Origin of the sequence: Amycolatopsis sp. VC5-11, from assembly GCF_037034185.1 — a bacterium.
Lineage (GTDB): Bacteria > Actinomycetota > Actinomycetes > Mycobacteriales > Pseudonocardiaceae > Amycolatopsis > Amycolatopsis nivea.
Window position 1 is genome coordinate 588,632 of record NZ_JBAGKF010000002.1, and the last position, 19,220, is coordinate 607,851.

Sequence of the window (19,220 nt, forward strand, 5' to 3'; positions counted from 1 at the left end):
CGTCTCGGCGAAGAGAGGTGCACCGTGCCGTACCCCACCGACCACGAGCGCGACCGGCCCTGGGTGATGCGCACCTACGCGGGTCATTCGTCCGCCGCCGCGTCCAACGAGCTGTACCGCCGGAACCTCGCCAAGGGTCAGACCGGGCTGTCGGTCGCCTTCGACCTGCCGACGCAGACCGGCTACGACCCGGACCACGTGCTCGCGCGCGGCGAGGTCGGCAAGGTCGGCGTGCCGGTTTCGCACATCGGCGACATGCGGCAGCTGTTCGACGGCATCCCGCTCGCCGAGGCGAACACCTCGATGACCATCAACGCGCCCGCGATGTGGCTGCTCGCGCTGTACGTCTCGGTGGCGCGCGAGCAGGCCGAAGCCGAGGGCCGCGACGTCGACGAGGTGCTGGTCAAGCTCACCGGCACCACGCAGAACGACATCATCAAGGAGTACCTCTCCCGCGGCACCTACATTTTCCCGCCCGGGCCGAGCCTCCGGCTGATCACCGACATGATCGCGTGGACCGTGCACCACGTGCCGAAGTGGAACCCGATCAACATCTGCAGCTACCACCTGCAGGAAGCGGGCGCGACGCCGACGCAGGAGGTCGCGTACGCGCTGTGCACCGCGATCGCCGTGCTGGACGCGGTGCGCGACTCCGGTCAGGTCGACCAGGCCGACATGGAGAAGGTCGTCGCGCGGATCTCGTTCTTCGTCAACGCGGGCGTCCGGTTTGTCGAAGAGATGTGCAAGATGCGCGCGTTCACGCAGCTGTGGGACGAGCTGACGCGCGAGCGCTACGGCGTCGAGAACCCGAAGGCGCGGCGGCTGCGGTACGGCGTGCAGGTGAACTCGCTCGGGCTCACCGAGGCGCAGCCGGAGAACAACGTCCAGCGGATCGTGCTGGAGATGCTCGCCGTGTCGCTGTCGCGGGGTTCGCGGGCGCGGGCGATTCAGCTGCCGGCGTGGAATGAGGCGCTGGGGCTGCCTCGGCCGTGGGATCAGCAGTGGGCGCTGCGGATGCAGCAGGTGCTCGCGTTCGAGACGGATCTGCTGGAGTACGAGGACATTTTCGACGGTTCGCACGTAGTGCAGGCGAAGGTCGACGAGATCGTTTCCGGCGCGCGCGAGGAGATCGCGCGGGTGCAGGACCTTGGCGGGGCGGTGGCCGCCGTCGAGAGCGGTTACATGAAGTCGCAGCTGGTTTCGTCGCTCGCGGAGTACCGGCGGGGGATGGAGAACGGCGAGCGCATTCTGGTGGGGGTCAACAAGTTCGAGACCACTGAGCCGTCGCCGTTGCAGGCGGAGGGGGCCAAAGCGATCGAGACGATCGACCCGGCGGTGGAGAAGGCCGCGGTCGCCGCGGTGGAAAAGTGGCGCGAGGAACGGGACAACGCCGCGGTGGCGAAGGCACTCGCCGCGCTGAAGGCGAAAGCGTCCACTTCGGACAATCTGTTCGAGGCCACTGTGGACTGTGCGCGGGCGGGCGTGACGACCGGGGAATGGTCGGGCGCGCTGCGCGAGGTGTTCGGGGAATACCGGGCGCCGACGGGCGTTTCCGCGGCTTCGGCGGCCGGGCAGGGCAATCCGGAACTGGAGCGCGTCCGGGAACTGGTGCGCCGCACCGAAACCGAACTCGGCGAGCGGCTGCGGATTCTCGTCGGGAAACCCGGGCTGGACGGACACTCCAACGGTGCCGAGCAGGTCGCGGTGCGGGCTCGCGACGTCGGGTTCGAGGTGATCTACCAGGGCATCCGGCTGACTCCGGACCAGATCGTCGCGGCCGCGGTGCAGGAGGGCGTGCACGTCGTCGGGCTGTCGGTGCTGTCCGGGTCGCATCTGGAGGTCGTGCCGCTGGTGGTCGACGGCCTGCGCGCGGCCGGGGCCGGGGACATCCCGGTGATCGTCGGGGGCATCATCCCGCCGGACGACGCCGCGCTGCTGACCGAACGCGGGATCGCGCGGGTGTTCACGCCCAAGGACTACGAATTGACCGACATCATGGCCGGTATCGTGGAATTGATTCGCGAACGGCACGGATTGAGCGGTGCGTAGCCGTTCGGTTCTCCAGTGTGAAACCCCGCGGTGATCGATTACCGTTACAGTGGCGCAATCTTGGCCTGCGGCCGATTTTTGTCCACTGTGGATGATCGAATTCCCGGGGAGCCGCTGCGTCCGGGCGGAATCCTCGATGATCAATTTCCGTCCGCCCGGAAAAATGTGCCGGGAAGCGCGTTTCTAATCGGTAACAGAACCGACCGGGCGCAAAAGAATCTTTGACCGCGCCCCGGCGGGTGCCTACGTTCGATCCTTGTCGGCGTCACTGCCGCCAGCTTCGCGGGGTGGGGTCCCTGGCCGGCCGTGACCGGAAATCGCAGGTCACGGGTTCGTGACCCGATCAGGGCGAAGGGGCCGCGACATGGTTCACGACGAATGGAAGCGACGGGACTTCTTCCGGCTGGCGGCGTCCGGAGCGGTGGTGCTGGGCGGAACCGCGTTCGCCGCCGCGTGCACCCAAGCCCCGCAGGCGGGCGGGCAGGGCGGCGGAGCGCTCGACCGGGCGAAGAAGGCGGGCTCCATCAAGGTCGGCATCGCGGGCGAGATCCCCTACGGCTACACCGACGGCGGCAACGTGACCGGCGAATCGCCCGAGGTCGCCAAGGCGGTCTTCAAGAACATCGGCATCGCGAAGGTCGAAGCGACGCAGGTCGAATTCAAACAGCTCATCCCGGCGCTCGCCGCGGGCCAGTACGACATGGTCGCCGCGGGCATGGCGATCCTGCCGGACCGGTGCAAACAGGCGGCGTTCTCCGCGGTCGACTACGTGACCCCCACGGCTTTCCTGGTGCCGAAAGGGAATCCGAAGCAAGTCCTGAATTTTGAGGACATCAAGGCGAAGGGCGTGAACCTCGCGGTGCTGTCCGGCACGGTCGAGCAGCAGGTGGCGAAGGCGACCGGGATCCCGGACAGCCAGCTGCAGACCTACGACGGCCAACCGCAAATGCTGCAGGCATTGCAGGCGAATCGCGCGTACGCGGGCGCGCTCACCGACATCTCGCTGAAGGCGCTGCTCAAGCAGAATCCGGGTGCCGCGCTGGAGGTCACGAGCGGATTCGTGCCGCAGGTGCAGGGCAAGAAACAGATCCAGGCAGGCGGTTTCGTGTTCCGCAAGACCGACAGCGATCTGGTGAACGCGTTCAACGCCGAACTGGCGAAGCTGCACCAGAACGGCCAATGGCTGGAGATCGTCAAGCCGTTCGGCTTCACCAAGGACAACCTGCCGCCCGCCGACGTCACGACCGAGCAGCTCTGCTCGGGTTCCTGACGGCGGTGGACGGCTGATGTTCGACCACTTCGGACTGTTCGTCTCCACCGTCGCGAACGGACTGCTGCTGACGGTCGAGGCGACGGTCGGCGGCATCCTGGTCGCCACTGTTCTGTCGTTCCTCGCCGGGCTGGCGATGCTGTCGCGGTTCGCCGTTTTGCGTGCTGTCACGCGGATCTACGTCGAGGTGTGGCGCGGGACCTCGGAGGTCGTCCAGCTGTTCTGGATCTACTTCGCGCTGCCCGTGCTCACCGGTTTCCAGATCCTGCCGTTGTGGTCCGGCATCGCGGTGCTCGGCCTGAACTTCGGCGCGTACGGCGCGGAGATCGTGCGCGGCGCTGTGCAAGCGGTCCCGCGTGAGCAGCGGGAAGGCTGCGTCGCGCTCAACTTCACGCCGGCGCAGCGGATGCGGCGGGTGATCCTGCCGCAGGCGCTGGTCGACATGGTGCCGCCGTTCACGAACCTGTTCATCCAACTGCTCAAGGGCACCGCGCTGCTCACCTTCATCACCGTGCCCGAGATGACCTATCAGGCGAGCCAGGTCCTGGTGACGCGCTACACCGGGCAGGCCGCGTTGATCTGGACGATCGTGCTGGTGTTCTACCTGGTCCTGTCGATCCTGATCAGCAGCGGCATGAAACTGCTGGAACGGCGGACAGCGGCGCGGGTAGGCCGCGCACCCGCCCGGCGGCGGGCAGTGCTGAGCGGGGCGGGCACATGAGCTGGGACTGGGCTTATCTGTGGAAGGTGCTTCCTTCGGTGCTGGAGGGGCTCCTGGTGACGTTCGAGGCGACCGTTCTCGGCGCACTGCTCGCCTACGTGCTGGGTTTGGTTTTCGCGATTCTCCGGCGGTCGCGGATTCGCGCGGTCAGCTGGGCGACCTGGCTGGTGGTGGAGTTCGTGCGCAGCACTCCGTTGCTGGTCCAGTTGTTCTTCCTGTTCTTCGTGCTGCCGCAGTTCGGGGTGACGCTCTCGCCGCTGACCGCGGGCGTGCTCGGACTCGGGCTGCATTACGCGACTTACACGTCCGAGGTGTACCGCGCCGGGATCGACGCTGTCCCGAAAGGACAGTGGGAGGCCGCGGTCGCGCTCAGCCTGCCGAAGGCGCGCACCTGGCTGCGGGTGATCCTGCCGCAGGCGATCCCGCGGGTGCTGCCCGCGCTCGGCAACTACACGATCTCGATGTTCAAGGAAACCCCGCTGCTGCTGGCGATCGGCGTGCTCGACCTCGCCGGCGCCGCGTTCGAGGTCGGCTCGCTGAATTTCCGCTACGTCGAACCTCTCACCTTGGCGGGCGTGCTCTTCCTCGTGCTGAGCTACCCGGCGTCCCTGCTCGTGCGATTCCTGGAGCGTCGTTTTGGACTCAGCAGATGAACCGATGATCCGCTTCGACCAGGTGGTGAAGAAGTTCGGCGGCACCACCGTGCTGCGCGACCTCGATTTCACCGTCGCGCCAGGGGAATTCGTCTCGCTGATCGGGCCGAGCGGTTCCGGCAAGACGACCATCCTGCGGTTGCTGATGACCCTGGAGAAGGTCGACGGCGGCCGGATCGAGGTCGGCGGCAAGCCGCTGAGCCACATGCCCCGGCGGGGAAAACTCGTTCCGGCGGACGAGAAATACCTCCGCGGGATGCGCCGGTCGATCGGGATGGTTTTCCAGCAGTTCAACCTCTTCCCGAACATGCGGGTCCTGCAGAACATCACCGAGGCCCCGATCCGCGCCCTCGGCCTGTCCGCGCGGGACGCGACGGCGCGCGCGACCGAACTGCTCGAATTGGTCGGCCTCGCGGACAAGGCGGACGCGCATCCGACGCAGCTTTCCGGCGGCCAGCAGCAGCGCGTCGCGATCGCTCGCGCGTTGGCGATGCGGCCGGAAGTGCTGCTGCTGGACGAGGTCACGTCGGCATTGGACCCGGAACTGGTTGCGGAGGTGTTGCGGGTGCTCCGGGAAATCGCCTCGACCACGGACATCACGATCCTGTGCGTGACGCACGAGATGCAGTTCGCTCGCGATGTGTCGGATCGGGTGATGATGTTCGACCGCGGTCAGGTGTTGGAGGACGCGCCGCCGGATCGGTTGTTCACTGCGCCGGAACACGAACGCACGAAGGAATTCCTGCGCGCTGTCATCGATCGAGAGTGAGAATTTCCTTGGTGGACTTGACCGTCGCGAAACGGTCGCCGTGCAGGTTCGTCGCGGTCGCGCGGTACAGCTCGTCGGCGGTGAGGACGGTGCCGTCCGGGCCTTCCAGGTCGAAGGTGAAGGTCGCGTCGAGGGCGAAAGTGATGTCGTAGCCCAGGTTTCCGCCCATCCGCGCGGTGGTTTCGCAGCAGAAGTTGGTCTGGATCCCGGCCAGCACGAAGCTCGTGATGCCGCGGGTCTTGAACCAGGCGTCCAGGTCGACGTCGCCCAGGAACGCCGAGTTGACCTTCTTGCCGAAGAGCAGGTCCGGGCGGGCGCCGTCGAGTTCGGGTTTGAAATCGTTGCCGGGCTGACCCGGGCGCAGCGGCGAACCGGGCGTGGTCGAATCGTGGTGCACGAGCACGACCGGGTCGCGCCGGTCCTGCCAGGCATGCAGCAGCGCCTTCATGTTCGCTTCCGCGCCGGGGTTGTTGCGCGGTCCCCAGAACTCGGCGTCGTCGAATCCTCGCTGGACGTCGATCAGCAGCAATGCGGTGGTCATGGCTTCGATTCTGTCCGGGGGAGCACGCGGCGGGGAGTGGCACAAGACGCGCGATGCGATACTTTTCTGCCATGCGCACGATCGGGGTGCTGCTCCTGCCGGGCAGCCGGATGTTCGACCTCGCGGTGATCGCGGAGGTGTGGGCGCAGGACCGCACCGACAGCGGGATCGGCCCGTTCGCGGTGCGCGTCTGCGCGCCGGGGCGAGGAAGGACGCGGGTGTCGCCGTTCGGCGAAGTCGTCGCGACGCACGGGCTTTCCGGCTTGGCCGACTGCGACCTGGTTCTCGCCCCAGGACGGGACGATCCGCTGGCCGAAGTACCCGCCGCCGCTCGCGCCGCGCTTCGCCGGGCCCATCGCGCCGGTTCGACGGTGGCTGGGCTTTGCTCCGGAGCTTTCACCCTCGCTGCTGCCGGATTGCTCGACGGCCGCCCCGCGACCACGCATTGGCGGGACCTGGACACACTCGCGACGGCCGCGCCCGCTGCCGAACTCCGCCGCGGCGTGCTCTACACCGAACAGGACGGCGTGCTTACCTCAGCGGGCGTCGTCGGCGGTCTTGATCTTTGCCTGCATCTGGTTCGCCGTGATCATGGAGCCGAGGTCGCCGCGCGGCTTGCCCGGCGGCTGGTGATGCCGCCGGTGCGGGAAGGCGGCCAGCGCCAGTACGCGGAAGCTCCGTTGCCCGCCAACGCTTCCCGGCCGGGTATCGCGTCCACAATGGACTGGGCGCTGACCCGGCTCGCGGACGAGATCGGGGTGCCGGATCTGGTCGAGCACGCCGGGATGAGCCCGCGGACCTTCCATCGCGAGTTCGCTGCCGCGACGGGGAGCACGCCCGGCCGGTGGCTGCTCGTCCAGCGGGTGCAGCACGCGCAGCGGCTGCTGGAGACCACGGATCTGCCGGTCGCCCGGGTGGCCGAGCGGGCGGGGCTCGGCAGCGCCGCGAACCTGCGCCGACGGCTGCGGGCGGAGGTCGGGGTCGGGCCGGATTCGTATCGGCGCACTTTCCGCATCCCGCCGGTCGGGGTTACGGTCGGGGCATGGGCGAGTACGAGCACCTCCTCGTGAAGCGGGACGGGGACACGGTCACCATCACGATGAACCGCGCGGCACGGCGCAATTCGCTGTCCGCCGACCATCTCGGCGAATTGCTCGCCGCGTTCCGCGAGGCGGGCGAGTCCGACGCGACCGGCATCGTGCTGGCCGGCGCGGGGCCGGTGTTCTCCGCCGGGCACGACTTCGGCGACGTCGCCGCCCGCGACCTCATGGGGGTGCGCGAACTGCTCACCCTGTGCACGACGCTGATGCGGACGATGGAATCGGTCCCGCAGGTGGTGATCGCCCGGGTGCACGGCCTGGCGACGGCCGCCGGATGCCAGCTGGTGGCGTCGTGCGACCTGGCGGTCGCGGCGGAGTCCTCGGGATTCGCGCTGCCCGGCGGCAAGGGCGGCTGGTTCTGCCACACGCCCGCGGTGCCGGTGGCGCGCGCGATCGGCCGGAAACGCCTGATGGAACTGGCCTTGACCGGCGACGTGATCGATGCGGCGACGGCGCTGGACTGGGGCCTGGTCAACCGCGTGGTCCCGGACGATTCCCTGGACGAGGCGGTCGCCGACCTGCTCGGCCGCGCGACCCGCGGCAGCCGGGCGAGCAAGGCGATGGGGAAGCAGACCCTGTACGCGCAGCTGGACCGCCCGGAAGCGGACGCGTACGCGATCGCCGTCGAGGTGATGGCTTCGGCTTCGCAACTGCCCGGGGCGCGGGAAGGAATGGCGGCGTTCCTGGAGAAGCGCAAACCCGACTGGACGGACTGACGTCCGGCTCTTCTGCTCCGGAGAAGTCCGTGAAGGGCTCCTTGCGGGAACCAGATTCCCTCAAGGAGCCCTTCACGGACCGGTCGGTCGTGCGGTGAGCGGGAGGGGCGGGCTGCCGTGAGTCAGCGACGTTCGTGCAGCAGCAGCAACGTATAAGCCGCCACCGTCTGCGCGTCCGAGATCTCCCCGGTGGAGATCATCTTCTCGACCTCGGCCCGGCTGAACCACGCCGTCCGCATGTCCTGTTCTTCCAGTTCCCGCTCCGGCTCGCCCTCGGTGAGGCCGGTCGCGAGGTACACGTGCCCGCGCTGGCTGGTCAGCCCGGGCGCGACGTCCAGCATCCCCAGTTCGGTGAACGCCGACGCCCGCAATCCCGTCTCCTCCCGCAATTCCCGTTGCGCCAGTTCGGCGGGCGGGGTCTCGGCGAGGTCGGGCGCGGTGCCCTGCGGGAATTCCCAGCGCCGCATTCCGAGCGGGTACCGGAATTGCTCGACCAGGTGCAGCCGGTCGCCGTCGAGGGGGATGACCAGCGCGTAGGTCGGTTTGTCGACGACGCCGTAGATGCCGTCGCTGCCGTCGGCGCGGCGGATGGCGTCCTCGCGCACCGTCATCCAGTTGTTCCGATACACCTCGCGGGTCGCGACACGCTGAATGGGGTCCACCTCGCCAGTATCGCCGAGCCTGTCCTACCCTCGGCGGGTGCGTCTCGTGCTCCCTTCCCAGCAAGCCGGCCCGCTCCGTGCGGGGCGGGTCCGATGAGGCTCGTCGTCGCCCGGTGCCAGGTCGACTACGTCGGCAGGCTGACCGCGCATCTCCCGATGGCCAACCGCGTCCTGATGGTGAAGGCCGACGGCTCGGTGCTCGTGCACTCCGACGGCGGCTCCTACAAGCCGCTGAACTGGATGTCGCCGCCGTGCTGGCTGATCGAGGACCCGGACGTCTGGACGGTCCAGAACAAGGCGGGCGAGAAACTCGTCATCACCATCGACGAGGTCATGCACGACCTGAAGCACGACCTCGGCGTCGACCCGGGCCTGCAGAAGGACGGCGTCGAAGCGCATTTGCAGGAACTGCTCGCCGAGCACATCAAAACCCTCGGCGACGGCTACACGCTGGTCCGCCGCGAGTACCCGACCGCGATCGGCCCGGTCGACATCATGGCCCGCGACGCCAACGGCGGTTCGGTCGCGGTGGAGATCAAACGCCGCGGCGAGATCGACGGGGTCGAGCAGTTGACCCGGTACCTCGAACTCCTCAACCGCGACCCGCTGCTCGCCCCGGTGCAGGGCGTGTTCGCGGCGCAGGTGATCAAGCCGCAGGCGCGCGTCCTCGCCGAGGACCGAGGGATCCGCTGCGTCGTCTTGGACTACGACGCGTTGCGCGGCACGGATTCGGACGAGTTCCGGCTGTTCTGAGCACCGCCCGGGATCAGGCGGCGAGCGGCTGCCGGTACCGCCGGGCCTGCGTCGCGACCCGGGCGCCGAGGTGGCGTGCGGTGGCGAGGTCGGCGGCGTGGACGGCTTCCGGGCCCTGGTCGTTCCAGGTCTGCGCGCCCGCGCCGAGGTAGAACCCGAGCCGGTTGTCGTCGTGTTCGGTGCTGGTGGTGGTGTTCCAGCCGGGCATGAGGCCGAGGCTGACCCAGTGCATGCCGTGCTGCGCGGCGAGCAGCGCCAGGTACTGCAGCGTGTGCAGTTTGTCGCCGCTCATCGAGCCGGAGTTGGTGAACCCGGACGCGAGTTTGTCCAGCCAGCGCTGGGACATCCAGCGCTTCGAGGTCGCTTCGGCGAACACGTGGAACGCGCCGGACGCCGAACCCATGTAGGTCGGCGTGCCGAAGATGATCGCGTCGCCGGCGTCGAGGGTTTCCCATTTCGCGTCGGTCATTTCGGCTACGTCGACCAGGTCGGCGCGGGTGCCGGGCACTGACTCGGCGCCCGCCGCGACGGCCTTCGCGATCTCGAGGGTGTGCCCGTAGCCGGAGAAGTAAGCGATGGCGACGTGAACAGAGGACATCAGAGGTTCCTTTCGCTGTTGACGTTGATAACGCTATTCCGATGACAGCGTCAGTGTCAACGTCAACAGGAATCTGTTATCGTCGGCACATGGCATCGGACGACCAGCGCGAGCGCATCCTGAGCGAAGCGGTGAAACTGCTGGCGACGGCCGGCCCGTCGGGGCTGTCCACCCGGGCGGTCGCGGCGGCGGCCGGAGTGCAAACTCCGACGCTGTACCGGCTTTTCGCGGACAAGGACGGGCTGCTCGACGCCGTGGTCACCTTCGGTTTCGAGAGCTACCTCGCGGAGAAGCACGCGCTCGAGCCCAGCGAGGATCCGGTCGAGGACCTGCGTCACGGCTGGGAGATGCACGTCGCGTTCGGGCTGGCCAATCCCGCGATCTACACGCTGATGTACGGAACCGTCCGGCCGGGCAAGCAGCCCGCGGCGGCGGCGGAAAACCGGGCCATCCTGTGCGGCATGCTCGAACGCGCCAACGCGCAGGGCAGGCTCCGAGTGCCGGTCGAGGCGGCCGCGGTGGCGATCGAGGCGTCCACGACCGGCGCGGTTCTGCTCCTGCTGGCCCAGCCGGAAGAATCGCGGGACATCGAGGTGATCCGGCCGTTGGGCGACCTGGTGCTCGACGCGCTGATCGACCAACCGGCCCCCGAAAGTTCCCCGGTCGCCGACCGGGCGCAGGCCCTGCTCGGAATCGTCACCCCCACCAAGGACGCCGACCCGGTCACCGAAGCGGGCTTTAGCGTCTTCGAGGCCGGTCTGCTGCGCGAATGGCTCGCCCGGCTCAACGAAGCCAGCCGATGACGCCGGAGGGAATGCGTCAGACCGCCGACCCGGCGCGACGCTGAGCAGCTTTCGCAGCGAACCACGCCTTCACTTCCGCGTGGAACAACGTCGTCACCACCACTCCAGCCAGCACCAGGCCCGCCGCCGCTGCTGCGCCACCGCCCGCCAGGTTGAGCAGTCCGCCGAGCGCGGACGGTACCTCGACCGCGAGCAGGACCCATCGGCCCCAGCCGTAGCCGAGCAGAACCACGATCCCGGCCGTCAGCAGTCCGGCGGCGAAGGCGTACGACAGGTACTCCAGCGAGTACAGAATCGAAAACGGTTCCTCGCCGCCAGCGCGCTGCTTGTCGATTTGCCGATGGGCGAAGACGCCGAACGCGCCGTTCAGCAGCGCTTGCAGGACCACGAGCCCGAAAGCGGCGCGAAGCCGTCCGGGGAGGGGCAGCGCGGGGCCGGTCATCGCCGGGATCTTATGGGCCCGACGCCGAGCAGCACCCCGGAACGAGTGAATCTGTCCCGTTGGTGAGGGGTTGGCGAGCGAAGCGACAGGACTCAACACGGGTGCTTCCGGGCACGCGGAATGCACAGGTCAGCGGCAGGTTGGTGAAAAACCGCGGTGTCGGGGTGCCTCTTCGGAATCCATGCAGTACTGTGCCGGTCTGACAGGAACGATGGTGTTTTCTGTGTGAGAATGTTTGATTCGGAGGTGGCAGGGTGCCGTTCCTCGCCGACGCGAACTTGCGGCTCGACGCGAGTCCGATCGACTACATCGAGTTGGCGTTCTATTTCGTCCTGGTGCTCGGCATCGGCTATCTCGCGCGAAGGCAGGTGTCGAGCAGTCTCGACTTCCTGCTGTCGGGCCGGTCGCTGCCGGCGTGGGTCACCGGTCTGGCGTTCATTTCCGCGAACCTCGGCGCGGTCGAGGTCATGGGCATGTCCGCGAACGGCGTCCTCTACGGCCTGCCGACCGTCCATTACTTCTGGATCGGCGCCATCCCGGCGATGCTGTTCCTCGGCCTGGTGATGATGCCGTTCTACTACGGCTCCAAGGTCCGCAGCGTCCCCGAGTTCATGCGGCGGCGGTTCGGTCCGACGGCACACCTCGTCAACGGCATCAGCTTCGCCGCGGCGCAGATCCTCATCGCGGGCGCGAACCTGTTCCTGCTGGCCAGCGTCGTGAAGCTGCTGCTGGGCTGGCCGCTGTGGGTGTCGATCGTCGTCGCGGCCGCCATCGTGCTCACGTACACCGCGCTGGGCGGGCTGTCCGCCGCGATCTACAACGAGGTGCTGCAGTTCTTCGTGATCGTCGTGGCGCTGCTGCCGCTCACCATCGTCGGCCTGGTCAAGGTCGGCGGCTGGCAGGGCCTGGTGCAGAAGATCACCGACGGCCCCGGCGGCACCGCGCAGCTGCACTCCTGGCCCGGCGACAACCTGACCGGCTTCGGCAACAACTTCCTGTCCGTTCTCGGCATCGTGTTCGGTCTCGGCTTCGTGCTGTCCTTCGGGTACTGGACGACGAACTTCGTCGAGGTCCAGCGCGCGATGGCGTCGAAGAGCATGTCGGCCGCGCGGCGGACGCCGATCATCGGCGCGTTCCCGAAGATGCTGGTGCCCTTCATCGTGATCATCCCCGGCATGATCGCCGGCGTCGTGGTGCCGGAGTACATGCAGGACAAGGGACTTCTGCTGCAGGACAAGACCGCGCCGAGCGGGGTCACCGCGAACAACGCGCTCCTGCTGCTGATGCGCGACCTGCTGCCCAACGGCATCCTCGGCATCGCGATCGCCGGTCTGCTCGCGTCGTTCATGGCGGGCATGGCGGCGAACCTCAGCTCGTTCAACACCGTCTTCACGTACGACATCTGGCAGACGTACGTGAAGAAGGACAAGCCGGACGGCTACTACCTGAGCCTCGGCCGGAAGACCACGGTCGTCGCGACCGTGCTGGCCATCGGCACCGCGTTCGTCGCGTCGCAGTCGGCGAACATCCTGACCTACCTGCAGGACCTGTTCTCCTTCTTCAACGCGCCGCTGTTCGCCACGTTCATTCTCGGCATGTTCTGGAAGCGGATGACCGCGGCGGCCGGGTGGATCGGCCTGGTGGCCGGTACCGCGTCGGCGATCGCGATCTGGGCGCTGTCGCAGCTGGACGTGCTGTCGCTCGCCGGGCAGGGCACCAGCTTCGTGGCCGCGGGCACCGCGTTCGTCGTCGACATCGTGGTGAGCGTCGGGGTTTCCCTGGCCACTCAGCCGAAGCCGGACGCGCAGCTGGTCGGCCTGGTCTACTCGCTGACCCCGCGCGACGCGCTCAAGCACGACAACACGGGCGAGAACGCGGGCTGGTACCGCAAGCCGGGCCTGCTGGCCGGCATCGTCCTCGTGCTCACGATCGCTCTCAACATCATCTTCTGAGGAGGCCCGCATGACCGAGAAAACCTCGCGGCCGCACAAGGCGGGCGCCTTCGACATCCGGCTGATCATCGCGCTGCTGCTCGGCGTCTACGGCGTGATCCTCACGATCATGGGCGCCGGGTTCACCAGCGACGACGACCTCAAGAAGGCCGCCGACGTGAACATCAACCTCTGGTCGGGCATCGGCCTGCTGGTGGTGACCGCGATGTTCGTGCTGTGGGCGGTGCTGCGGCCGCTCGTCGTGCCGCCGAGCACGGAAACGACGGAAACCTCACCCGCCGAATAACCGGGTTGAGCCCACGTCCGGCAGCCTCGCCCGCTAGGTTGCCGGACGTGGTGCACGATCGCCGGTTCGGCCGGTTCCTCAAGTTGTCCGCCCTGGTCGCGACGGGCGTGATCGCGATGTCCGCGTGCGGCGGTCCGAACCTGGGCAAGGAGAACTTCGCGCGCACGACTGTCCCCGCCGGCGGGGACAGCGCCGCGACGTCCGGCCCGATCACCGATCCCGCGGTCGCTCCCGCCGTGCTGCGCGACGTGCTGCCGTGCCAGTTCGTGGACAAGACCGCGATGAGCCCGCTCGGCACGATGCAGGGCGAGGCGACCGCGTCGAGCACGCAGTTCGACTCCTGCGTCGCGAAGGCGACCGACCCGGGCGGCAAGGAAATCCGGGCGAGCGTCGACGTCGGCGGGCTCGTGACGTTCGCCTCCGACAAGACCACCGGCGTGGTCGGCGGGCTGCCGCAGGTCGAGGTGCCCGACCTCGGCGGCGGATCCGGCTGCGTCGTCAGCGCGCTCACCGCGCGGAACCCGGCCATCGGCGTCTCCTTCCGGATCGACTACACCGGCGGCGACGCCTGCGCCGCGGGCCGCAAACTCGTCGCGACGGCGGTCGAGAAGCTGCACAACAACCCGCAGAAGTACACGCCCGGCCCGGGCACGCTGCTCGCCGTCGACCCGTGCACGGTGCTCGACCCGGCCGCGGTGGACGGGGTCGTGAAGGGCGGGAAGCCGCGGCCGTCCGGACTGCACTCGTGCGAATGGGGCCTCATCCCGAGCGTCCGGGTGACGATGTTCCCCGGCGTCGCGCCGAGCGAGGGCGACGGCTGGCTGAAGGCCGACGTCGGCACGCCCAGCCAGGCGTACTCGAAGCAAGGCACCTCCGGGTCGAGCTGCCAGGTCAAATGGCAGCACCGGCAGTGGAAGGAAGAGCGCGTCGAGGTGGTCCAGCTGGAGTACACGAACTCCGACGCGCAGCCGGACAAGGACGACCCGTGCGGCAAGACCGTCGGGCTCGCCAAGCAGCTGGCCGGGAAACTGCCCGCGGCGTGACCAGGGGGCGCTTTGCGGCGCGCCCGGCGACCTCATAGGTTGGGGTCGTCCACGACGCCGAGGTGCCGGAGGTCCGCCATGAAAAAGATCATCAACGATCCGGCGGCCGTCGTCGCCGAATCGCTGAGAGGGCTCGCGGTCGCGCACGCGGACCTGCTGCGCGTGCGCGACGATCCGGCGCTGGTCGTGCGCGCGGACGCGCCGGTGGCGGGCAAGGTCGCGGTGGTGTCCGGCGGCGGGTCGGGGCACGAACCGCTGCACGGCGGGTTCGTCGGCCCCGGGATGCTCGACGCCGCGGTGCCCGGGCCGGTGTTCACCTCGCCGACCCCGGACGCGGTGCAGGGCGCGATCGCGGCGACCACCGGACCGGCCGGGGCGCTGCTGATCGTGAAGAACTACACCGGCGACGTGCTGAACTTCGAGACCGCCGCCGAACTGGCCGCGGCCGAGGACCTGGACGTGCGCAGCGTGGTCATCGACGACGACGTGGCGGTCAAGGACTCCACGTTCACCGCCGGGCGGCGCGGCGTCGGCGGGACCGTGCTGCTGGAGAAGATCGTCGGCGCGGCGGCCGAGCGCGGCGATGTGCTGGATGACGTGGAAGCGTTGGCGCGCAAGGTGATCGGGCAGGTCCGGTCGATCGGGGTGGCGCTGTCCGCGCCGACCGTTCCGCACGCGGGCGAGCCGAGTTTCGACCTCGGACCGGACGAGATCGAGTTCGGCATCGGCATCCACGGCGAACCCGGCCGCGAGCGAATCCCGGCCGAACCGGCGGACGCGCTGGTCGCCCGGATGGTCGAGGCGGTGGTGTCCGACCTGCCGTTCGAATCCGGCGACAAGGTGCTGCTGTTCACGAACTCGATGGGCGGCACGCCGCAGCTGGAGCTGTACCTCGCGCACGGCATCGCCGAGCGGCTGCTGGCCGAGCGCGGGATCCTGGTCGAACGCAGGCTGGTCGGCCCGTACATCACCAGCCTGGAAATGCAGGGCATCAGCCTGACCCTGCTGAAACTGGACGACGAGCTTACGCAGTTGTGGGACGCGCCGGTGCGCACGCCCGCGCTGCGGTGGGGGATCTGATGGCCTGCACTGCCGAAGGGGTCGCGGCCGCGTTGCGCGCCGCCGCCGAAGTGATCGCCGAACACCGCACCGAACTGGTGGACCTGGACCGCGCGATCGGCGACGCCGACCACGGCGAGAACCTCAGCCGGGGGTTCACCGCCATCGTCTCCGCGCTGGAGACCGCGGTGCCGGAAACCCCGGCCGGAGTCGTGAAACTCGCTGCCACCACGTTGATTTCCAAGGTCGGCGGCGCGGCCGGACCGCTTTACGGGACGGCTTTCCTGCGTGCGTCGGCGAAGCTTGGCGACGCGGCGGAGATCGATGTGCCGTTGCTGCTGGACGCGTTGCGGGCAGCATTGGAAGGCGTGCAGGCGCGCGGCAAGGCAGTGGGCGGCGACGCGACGATGGTCGATGCGCTGATCCCGGCGCTCTCCGCGGCTGAAGGCGCTGCGGACGGAACGATCGCGGACGTCCTCACCGCGGCGGCGGACGGAGCGGACCGCGGTGCGGAGTCCACTGTGGACTTGATCCCGCGCAAGGGACGTGCCTCGTACCTCGGGGAACGCGCGGTCGGGCACATGGATCCGGGCGCTCGTTCGACGGCGCTGCTGCTGCGCGCGTTCGCGGAGGCGGCCCGGTGACCGTCGGAATCGTTCTTGTGTCGCACAGCGCGAAACTGGCCGAGGGCCTGGCCGACCTGGCGGCCCAGATGGCCCCGGACGTCCGGATCGTCCCGGCGGGCGGGCTGCCCGACGGCGGCGGCATCGGTACCGACTACGACGAGGTCGTCGCGGCCACTCAGCGGGCGGATTCCGGCGACGGCGTGGTGCTGCTGTACGACCTCGGCAGCGCGCAGATGACCGCTGAGCTGGCGGTCGAATCGCTCGCTGACCCGTCCGCCGCGGTCGTGGTCGACGCGCCGCTGGTGGAAGGTGCGGTGGCGGCGGCCGTCGCAGCGCAGGGCGGCGCGAACGCCAAGGCGGTGGGCGAGGCCGCGGCGAGCGCCGGTGTCGCACCTGACCTGGCCGCGGTGGAGCTGTCGGCGGCCGGCGAGGAAGGCGTGGTGGAGAAGGAATTCACGCTGACCAACGACGTCGGCCTGCACGCGCGCCCGGCCGCGGTCGTGGTGCGCAGCCTGGCGGAATTCGAGGCCGAGGTGTCGATCCGGCTGGGCGAGCAGGAGGCGGACGCGCACAGCGTGCTGGCGCTGATGTCGCTCGGTGCGCGCCAGGGCGACCGGATCGTGGTGCGGGCTCGCGGGCTGCAGGCGGCGGAGGCGGTCGCGAAGGTGGCCGAGCTGGTGGAGTCGAACTTCGGGGAGTAACGCCGGTTTCCGACCGGGTGACTTCGCCCGGACTGACTCGATTCCGATGTGCTTTCGAGGGTCTCGCGTGGCACAGTGAGCGGCAATTACCAGCGGGTAACCTCTGGAGGCCCTGTGGCACGGGAAATCTCGACGGTCGGTGTGGTCGGTCTTGGCACGATGGGCGCGGGCATCGCCGAGGTGCTCGCCCGCAGCGGGCTCGACGTGGTCGCGGTGGAACTCGACGAGGCCGGGGTCGAACGCGGCCTCGGTCACCTGCGGCATTCGACCGAACGGGCGCTCGCGGGCGGCAAGCTCGACGAGGCGGGCCGCGAGGCGCTGCTCGGCCGGATCCGCACCACGACCTCGCTGACCGAACTGTCCGAAGTGGACTTGGTGATCGAGGCGATCCCGGAGAACCTCGCGGCGAAGGCTGAGGTGTTCACCCAGTTGGACCAGGTGACCCGGCCGGACGTGGTGTTCGCGTCCAATACGTCCTCGCTGTCGATCACCGAGATCGGCGTGCACACCGCACGGCCGGGCAAGGTCATCGGGATGCACTTTTTCAACCCGGCTCCGGTGCTGAAGCTGGTCGAGGTCGTGCGCACGGTGGTCACCGAGCCGGACGTGGTGTCCGACGTCGTGGAATTCGCGCAGCGGCTGGGCAAATCGCCGGTGGTGATGGGAGACCGGGCCGGGTTCATCGCGAACGCGCTGCTGTTCGGCTATCTCAACCACGCGGTGCGGATGTACGAACAGCGCTATGCCACCCGCGAAGATCTTGACGCGGCAATGCGTTTCGGCTGCGGTTACCCGATGGGCCCGCTCGCGCTGCTCGACCTGATCGGGCTGGACACCGCGTACGAAATCCTCGACACGATGTACCACCAATCCCGGAACCGGCTGCACGCGCCCGCGCCGTTGCTGAAGCAGATGATCACCGCGGGGCAGCTGGGCCGCAAGAGCGGACGCGGTTTCTACACCTACGACGCACCTGATTCGCCGGTGGTGGTGGATTCGGTCACTTCGTCCGAAGTGGACTCTTCGGTGGCTCGCGAAGTGCGGTCTGTCGGCGTGATCGGCACCGGGACAATGGCGACCGGCATCGCGGAAGTGTTTGCCAAGCGCGGTTTTGACGTCGTGCTCCGGGCGCGAAGCATGGAGAAGGCCGAAGCGTCGGTGGCGAAAGTGAAGAAGTCGCTCGACAAGGCCGTGGTGAAGGGCAAACTGTCCGAAGAGGACGCTGCGGCCGCGCTTGGCCGGATCCGGCCGGTGACGGAATTCGAGGAATTGGCCGACGTCGACCTGGTGGTCGAAGCGGTGGCCGAGGAGCTTTCTGTTAAGCAGGCGGTGTTTTCGGCGCTGGACGAGGTCGTCAAGCCGGGTGCGGTGCTCGCCACCACGACGTCCTCACTGCCGGTCATCGAATGCGCGGCGGCGACTTCGCGCCCCGGTGACGTGATCGGCCTGCACTTCTTCAACCCCGCACCGGTGATGAAACTGGTGGAAGTGGTGTCGACGATCGCCACCGCTCCCGATGTCACCGCGACCGCGACGGCAGTGTGCGCGGCGGTCGGCAAACACCCGGTGCATTGCGGTGACCGGGCCGGATTCATCGTGAACGCGTTGCTGTTCCCGTATCTCAACGACGCGGTGAAAATGCTGGAAGCGCATTACGCGTCGGCGGATGACATCGACACCGCCATGAAGGTCGGCTGCAGTTTGCCGATGGGGCCGTTCGAATTGCTGGACGTGGTCGGGCTGGACGTGTCGCTGGCGATCGAGCGGACGCTGTTCAACGAGTTCCGCGAAGAAGGCTTCGCGCCGGCACCGTTGTTGGAACACCTCGTGACGGCGGGACGATTGGGCCGCAAGACCGGCAAGGGCTTCAAGGACTACTGACGCTTCTATGGGTAGAGAACGGTCCGATCACCGGTCGCGCCGCCGGATGCGCGCGCCCTGCGCGGGTTCGCCGTCCGGCGGCAGCAGCGGGCCGCCTTGCCACTGCTGGAACACGAGGTTGGTGTGCACGCGGGCGACCTCGTCGCGGGAGGTGAGCTCGTCCAGCACCAGCCGCTGCAACTCGGCGGCCGAAGTGGTGGCGACGTGCGCGAGGAAGTCGTCCGGCCCGGTCAGGTGGTAAACCGCGCGGATCTCCGGCAGTGCCAGGAGATGTTCCACGAACTGCTCGACCAGCGGCCGTCGATGCGGCCGGACCTGCACGAACAGGAACGCCTCCAGCGGACGCCCGACCTTCGCCGCGTCGACCTTGGCGTGCTGTCCGGTGATCACGCCGGTCTCGCGCAGCCGCGCCACCCGGTCCAGACAGGTCGACGGCGCGAGCCCGACCGCGGCCGCGAGCTCCTTGTTCGACGTCCGGGCATCGTTCTGCAACACCCGCAGAATCTCAAGATCAACCGGACTCAGTTCGACGGTCTCGCTCATCGCTGAATCTTATCCGAGATCGTTGCGTTGCCGCCGTGTCGTGTCCGAACGT

21 protein-coding genes are annotated in these 19,220 nt (G+C 68.4%); 16 read left to right on the forward strand and 5 right to left on the reverse strand.

The window, feature by feature from the left end:
• Nucleotides 1–24: 24 nt before the first annotated feature.
• The 5 genes from WA670_RS10115 (at nucleotide 25) to ehuA (ending at nucleotide 5,462) form a co-directional block, all read left to right on the forward strand.
• Nucleotides 25–2,049 (forward strand): protein meaA, encoded by a 2,025-nt coding sequence (locus WA670_RS10115; protein ID WP_078870552.1) that lies wholly within the window; start codon nucleotides 25–27, stop codon nucleotides 2,047–2,049.
• 364 nt (nucleotides 2,050–2,413) lie between these two features.
• Nucleotides 2,414–3,319: an ectoine/hydroxyectoine ABC transporter substrate-binding protein EhuB gene (gene ehuB / locus WA670_RS10120; RefSeq protein WP_051172122.1), complete on the forward strand. Its 906-nt coding sequence runs from the start codon at nucleotides 2,414–2,416 to the stop codon at nucleotides 3,317–3,319.
• A 16-nt stretch (nucleotides 3,320–3,335) separates the two neighbouring features.
• Nucleotides 3,336–4,040, forward strand: a complete 705-nt coding sequence (gene ehuC / locus WA670_RS10125; protein WP_037815339.1) for an ectoine/hydroxyectoine ABC transporter permease subunit EhuC — start codon at nucleotides 3,336–3,338, stop codon at nucleotides 4,038–4,040.
• The gene (gene ehuD / locus WA670_RS10130) at nucleotides 4,037–4,693 is read left to right on the forward strand and encodes an ectoine/hydroxyectoine ABC transporter permease subunit EhuD (protein ID WP_037815337.1); all 657 of its coding nucleotides are present in this window, start codon (nucleotides 4,037–4,039) and stop codon (nucleotides 4,691–4,693) included. The genes ehuC and ehuD overlap by 4 nt, the downstream gene beginning before the upstream one ends.
• Nucleotides 4,694–4,697: 4 nt before the next feature.
• Complete coding sequence (gene ehuA, locus WA670_RS10135) at nucleotides 4,698–5,462, forward strand: ectoine/hydroxyectoine ABC transporter ATP-binding protein EhuA (RefSeq protein ID WP_037815335.1); 765 nt, start codon at nucleotides 4,698–4,700, stop codon at nucleotides 5,460–5,462.
• Here the strand turns inward: ehuA and WA670_RS10140 are convergent.
• Complete coding sequence (locus WA670_RS10140; RefSeq protein ID WP_275292990.1) at nucleotides 5,446–6,003, reverse strand: cysteine hydrolase family protein; 558 nt, start codon at nucleotides 6,001–6,003, stop codon at nucleotides 5,446–5,448. The genes ehuA and WA670_RS10140 overlap by 17 nt on opposite strands.
• A gap of 71 nt (nucleotides 6,004–6,074) precedes the next feature.
• Here WA670_RS10140 and WA670_RS10145 point away from each other — a divergent pair, with 71 nt between their 5' ends.
• Together WA670_RS10145 and WA670_RS10150 are read left to right on the forward strand one after the other, a co-directional pair.
• A complete protein-coding gene (locus WA670_RS10145) occupies nucleotides 6,075–7,073 on the forward strand; it encodes a GlxA family transcriptional regulator (RefSeq protein WP_336157570.1) in 999 nt (332 codons plus the stop codon).
• A complete protein-coding gene (locus tag WA670_RS10150; protein WP_134667337.1) occupies nucleotides 7,046–7,819 on the forward strand; it encodes an enoyl-CoA hydratase-related protein in 774 nt (257 codons plus the stop codon). Before WA670_RS10145 ends, WA670_RS10150 begins: the two co-directional genes overlap by 28 nt.
• 122 nt (nucleotides 7,820–7,941) lie before the next feature.
• Here the strand turns inward: WA670_RS10150 and WA670_RS10155 are convergent, their stop codons facing one another.
• Nucleotides 7,942–8,481 carry an NUDIX domain-containing protein gene (locus tag WA670_RS10155; RefSeq protein WP_238604486.1) on the reverse strand — a complete coding sequence of 180 codons (540 nt, stop codon included), beginning with the start codon at nucleotides 8,479–8,481 and terminating at the stop codon, nucleotides 7,942–7,944.
• Between the two features lie 93 nt (nucleotides 8,482–8,574).
• Between WA670_RS10155 and nucS the strand changes: the two genes are divergently transcribed.
• Nucleotides 8,575–9,234: an endonuclease NucS gene (gene nucS, locus WA670_RS10160; protein ID WP_037815327.1), complete on the forward strand. Its 660-nt coding sequence runs from the start codon at nucleotides 8,575–8,577 to the stop codon at nucleotides 9,232–9,234.
• A gap of 13 nt (nucleotides 9,235–9,247) precedes the next feature.
• On the opposite strand, the gene WA670_RS10165 is transcribed toward nucS, so the two are convergent.
• A complete protein-coding gene (locus tag WA670_RS10165; RefSeq protein ID WP_336157571.1) occupies nucleotides 9,248–9,832 on the reverse strand; it encodes a flavodoxin family protein in 585 nt (194 codons plus the stop codon).
• An 89-nt stretch (nucleotides 9,833–9,921) separates the two neighbouring features.
• Between WA670_RS10165 and WA670_RS10170 the strand changes: the two genes are divergently transcribed.
• Nucleotides 9,922–10,635: a TetR/AcrR family transcriptional regulator gene (locus tag WA670_RS10170; RefSeq protein WP_336157572.1), complete on the forward strand. Its 714-nt coding sequence runs from the start codon at nucleotides 9,922–9,924 to the stop codon at nucleotides 10,633–10,635.
• 16 nt (nucleotides 10,636–10,651) lie between these two features.
• Here WA670_RS10170 and WA670_RS10175 read toward each other — a convergent pair whose 3' ends face one another.
• A complete protein-coding gene (locus WA670_RS10175) occupies nucleotides 10,652–11,077 on the reverse strand; it encodes a hypothetical protein (RefSeq protein WP_238604488.1) in 426 nt (141 codons plus the stop codon).
• Nucleotides 11,078–11,331: 254 nt separating this feature from the next.
• On the opposite strand from WA670_RS10175, the gene WA670_RS10180 reads away from it, so the two are divergent.
• From WA670_RS10180 to WA670_RS10210, 7 genes are all read left to right on the forward strand, one after another.
• A complete protein-coding gene (locus WA670_RS10180; protein ID WP_336157573.1) occupies nucleotides 11,332–13,029 on the forward strand; it encodes a sodium:solute symporter family protein in 1,698 nt (565 codons plus the stop codon).
• A 10-nt stretch (nucleotides 13,030–13,039) separates the two neighbouring features.
• Nucleotides 13,040–13,315 carry a hypothetical protein gene (locus WA670_RS10185; RefSeq protein ID WP_037815322.1) on the forward strand — a complete coding sequence of 92 codons (276 nt, stop codon included), beginning with the start codon at nucleotides 13,040–13,042 and terminating at the stop codon, nucleotides 13,313–13,315.
• Between the two features lie 47 nt (nucleotides 13,316–13,362).
• Entirely contained in the window at nucleotides 13,363–14,358 is a 996-nt protein-coding gene (locus WA670_RS10190; protein ID WP_037815321.1) for a hypothetical protein, read from the forward strand.
• Nucleotides 14,359–14,436: 78 nt separating this feature from the next.
• On the forward strand, nucleotides 14,437–15,438 hold the full coding sequence (gene dhaK, locus WA670_RS10195) for a dihydroxyacetone kinase subunit DhaK (protein ID WP_037815320.1): 1,002 nt from the start codon (nucleotides 14,437–14,439) through the stop codon (nucleotides 15,436–15,438).
• Complete coding sequence (gene dhaL, locus WA670_RS10200; RefSeq protein WP_037815424.1) at nucleotides 15,438–16,061, forward strand: dihydroxyacetone kinase subunit DhaL; 624 nt, start codon at nucleotides 15,438–15,440, stop codon at nucleotides 16,059–16,061. The genes dhaK and dhaL overlap by 1 nt, the downstream gene beginning before the upstream one ends.
• Nucleotides 16,058–16,744 (forward strand): dihydroxyacetone kinase phosphoryl donor subunit DhaM, encoded by a 687-nt coding sequence (gene dhaM / locus WA670_RS10205; protein WP_037815318.1) that lies wholly within the window; start codon nucleotides 16,058–16,060, stop codon nucleotides 16,742–16,744. Before dhaL ends, dhaM begins: the two co-directional genes overlap by 4 nt.
• A gap of 114 nt (nucleotides 16,745–16,858) precedes the next feature.
• Nucleotides 16,859–18,625: a 3-hydroxyacyl-CoA dehydrogenase family protein gene (locus WA670_RS10210; RefSeq protein WP_336157574.1), complete on the forward strand. Its 1,767-nt coding sequence runs from the start codon at nucleotides 16,859–16,861 to the stop codon at nucleotides 18,623–18,625.
• 27 nt (nucleotides 18,626–18,652) lie between these two features.
• Here WA670_RS10210 and WA670_RS10215 read toward each other — a convergent pair whose 3' ends face one another.
• On the reverse strand, nucleotides 18,653–19,168 hold the full coding sequence (locus WA670_RS10215) for an Lrp/AsnC family transcriptional regulator (protein WP_037815315.1): 516 nt from the start codon (nucleotides 19,166–19,168) through the stop codon (nucleotides 18,653–18,655).
• Between the last annotated feature and the right edge of the window lie 52 nt (nucleotides 19,169–19,220).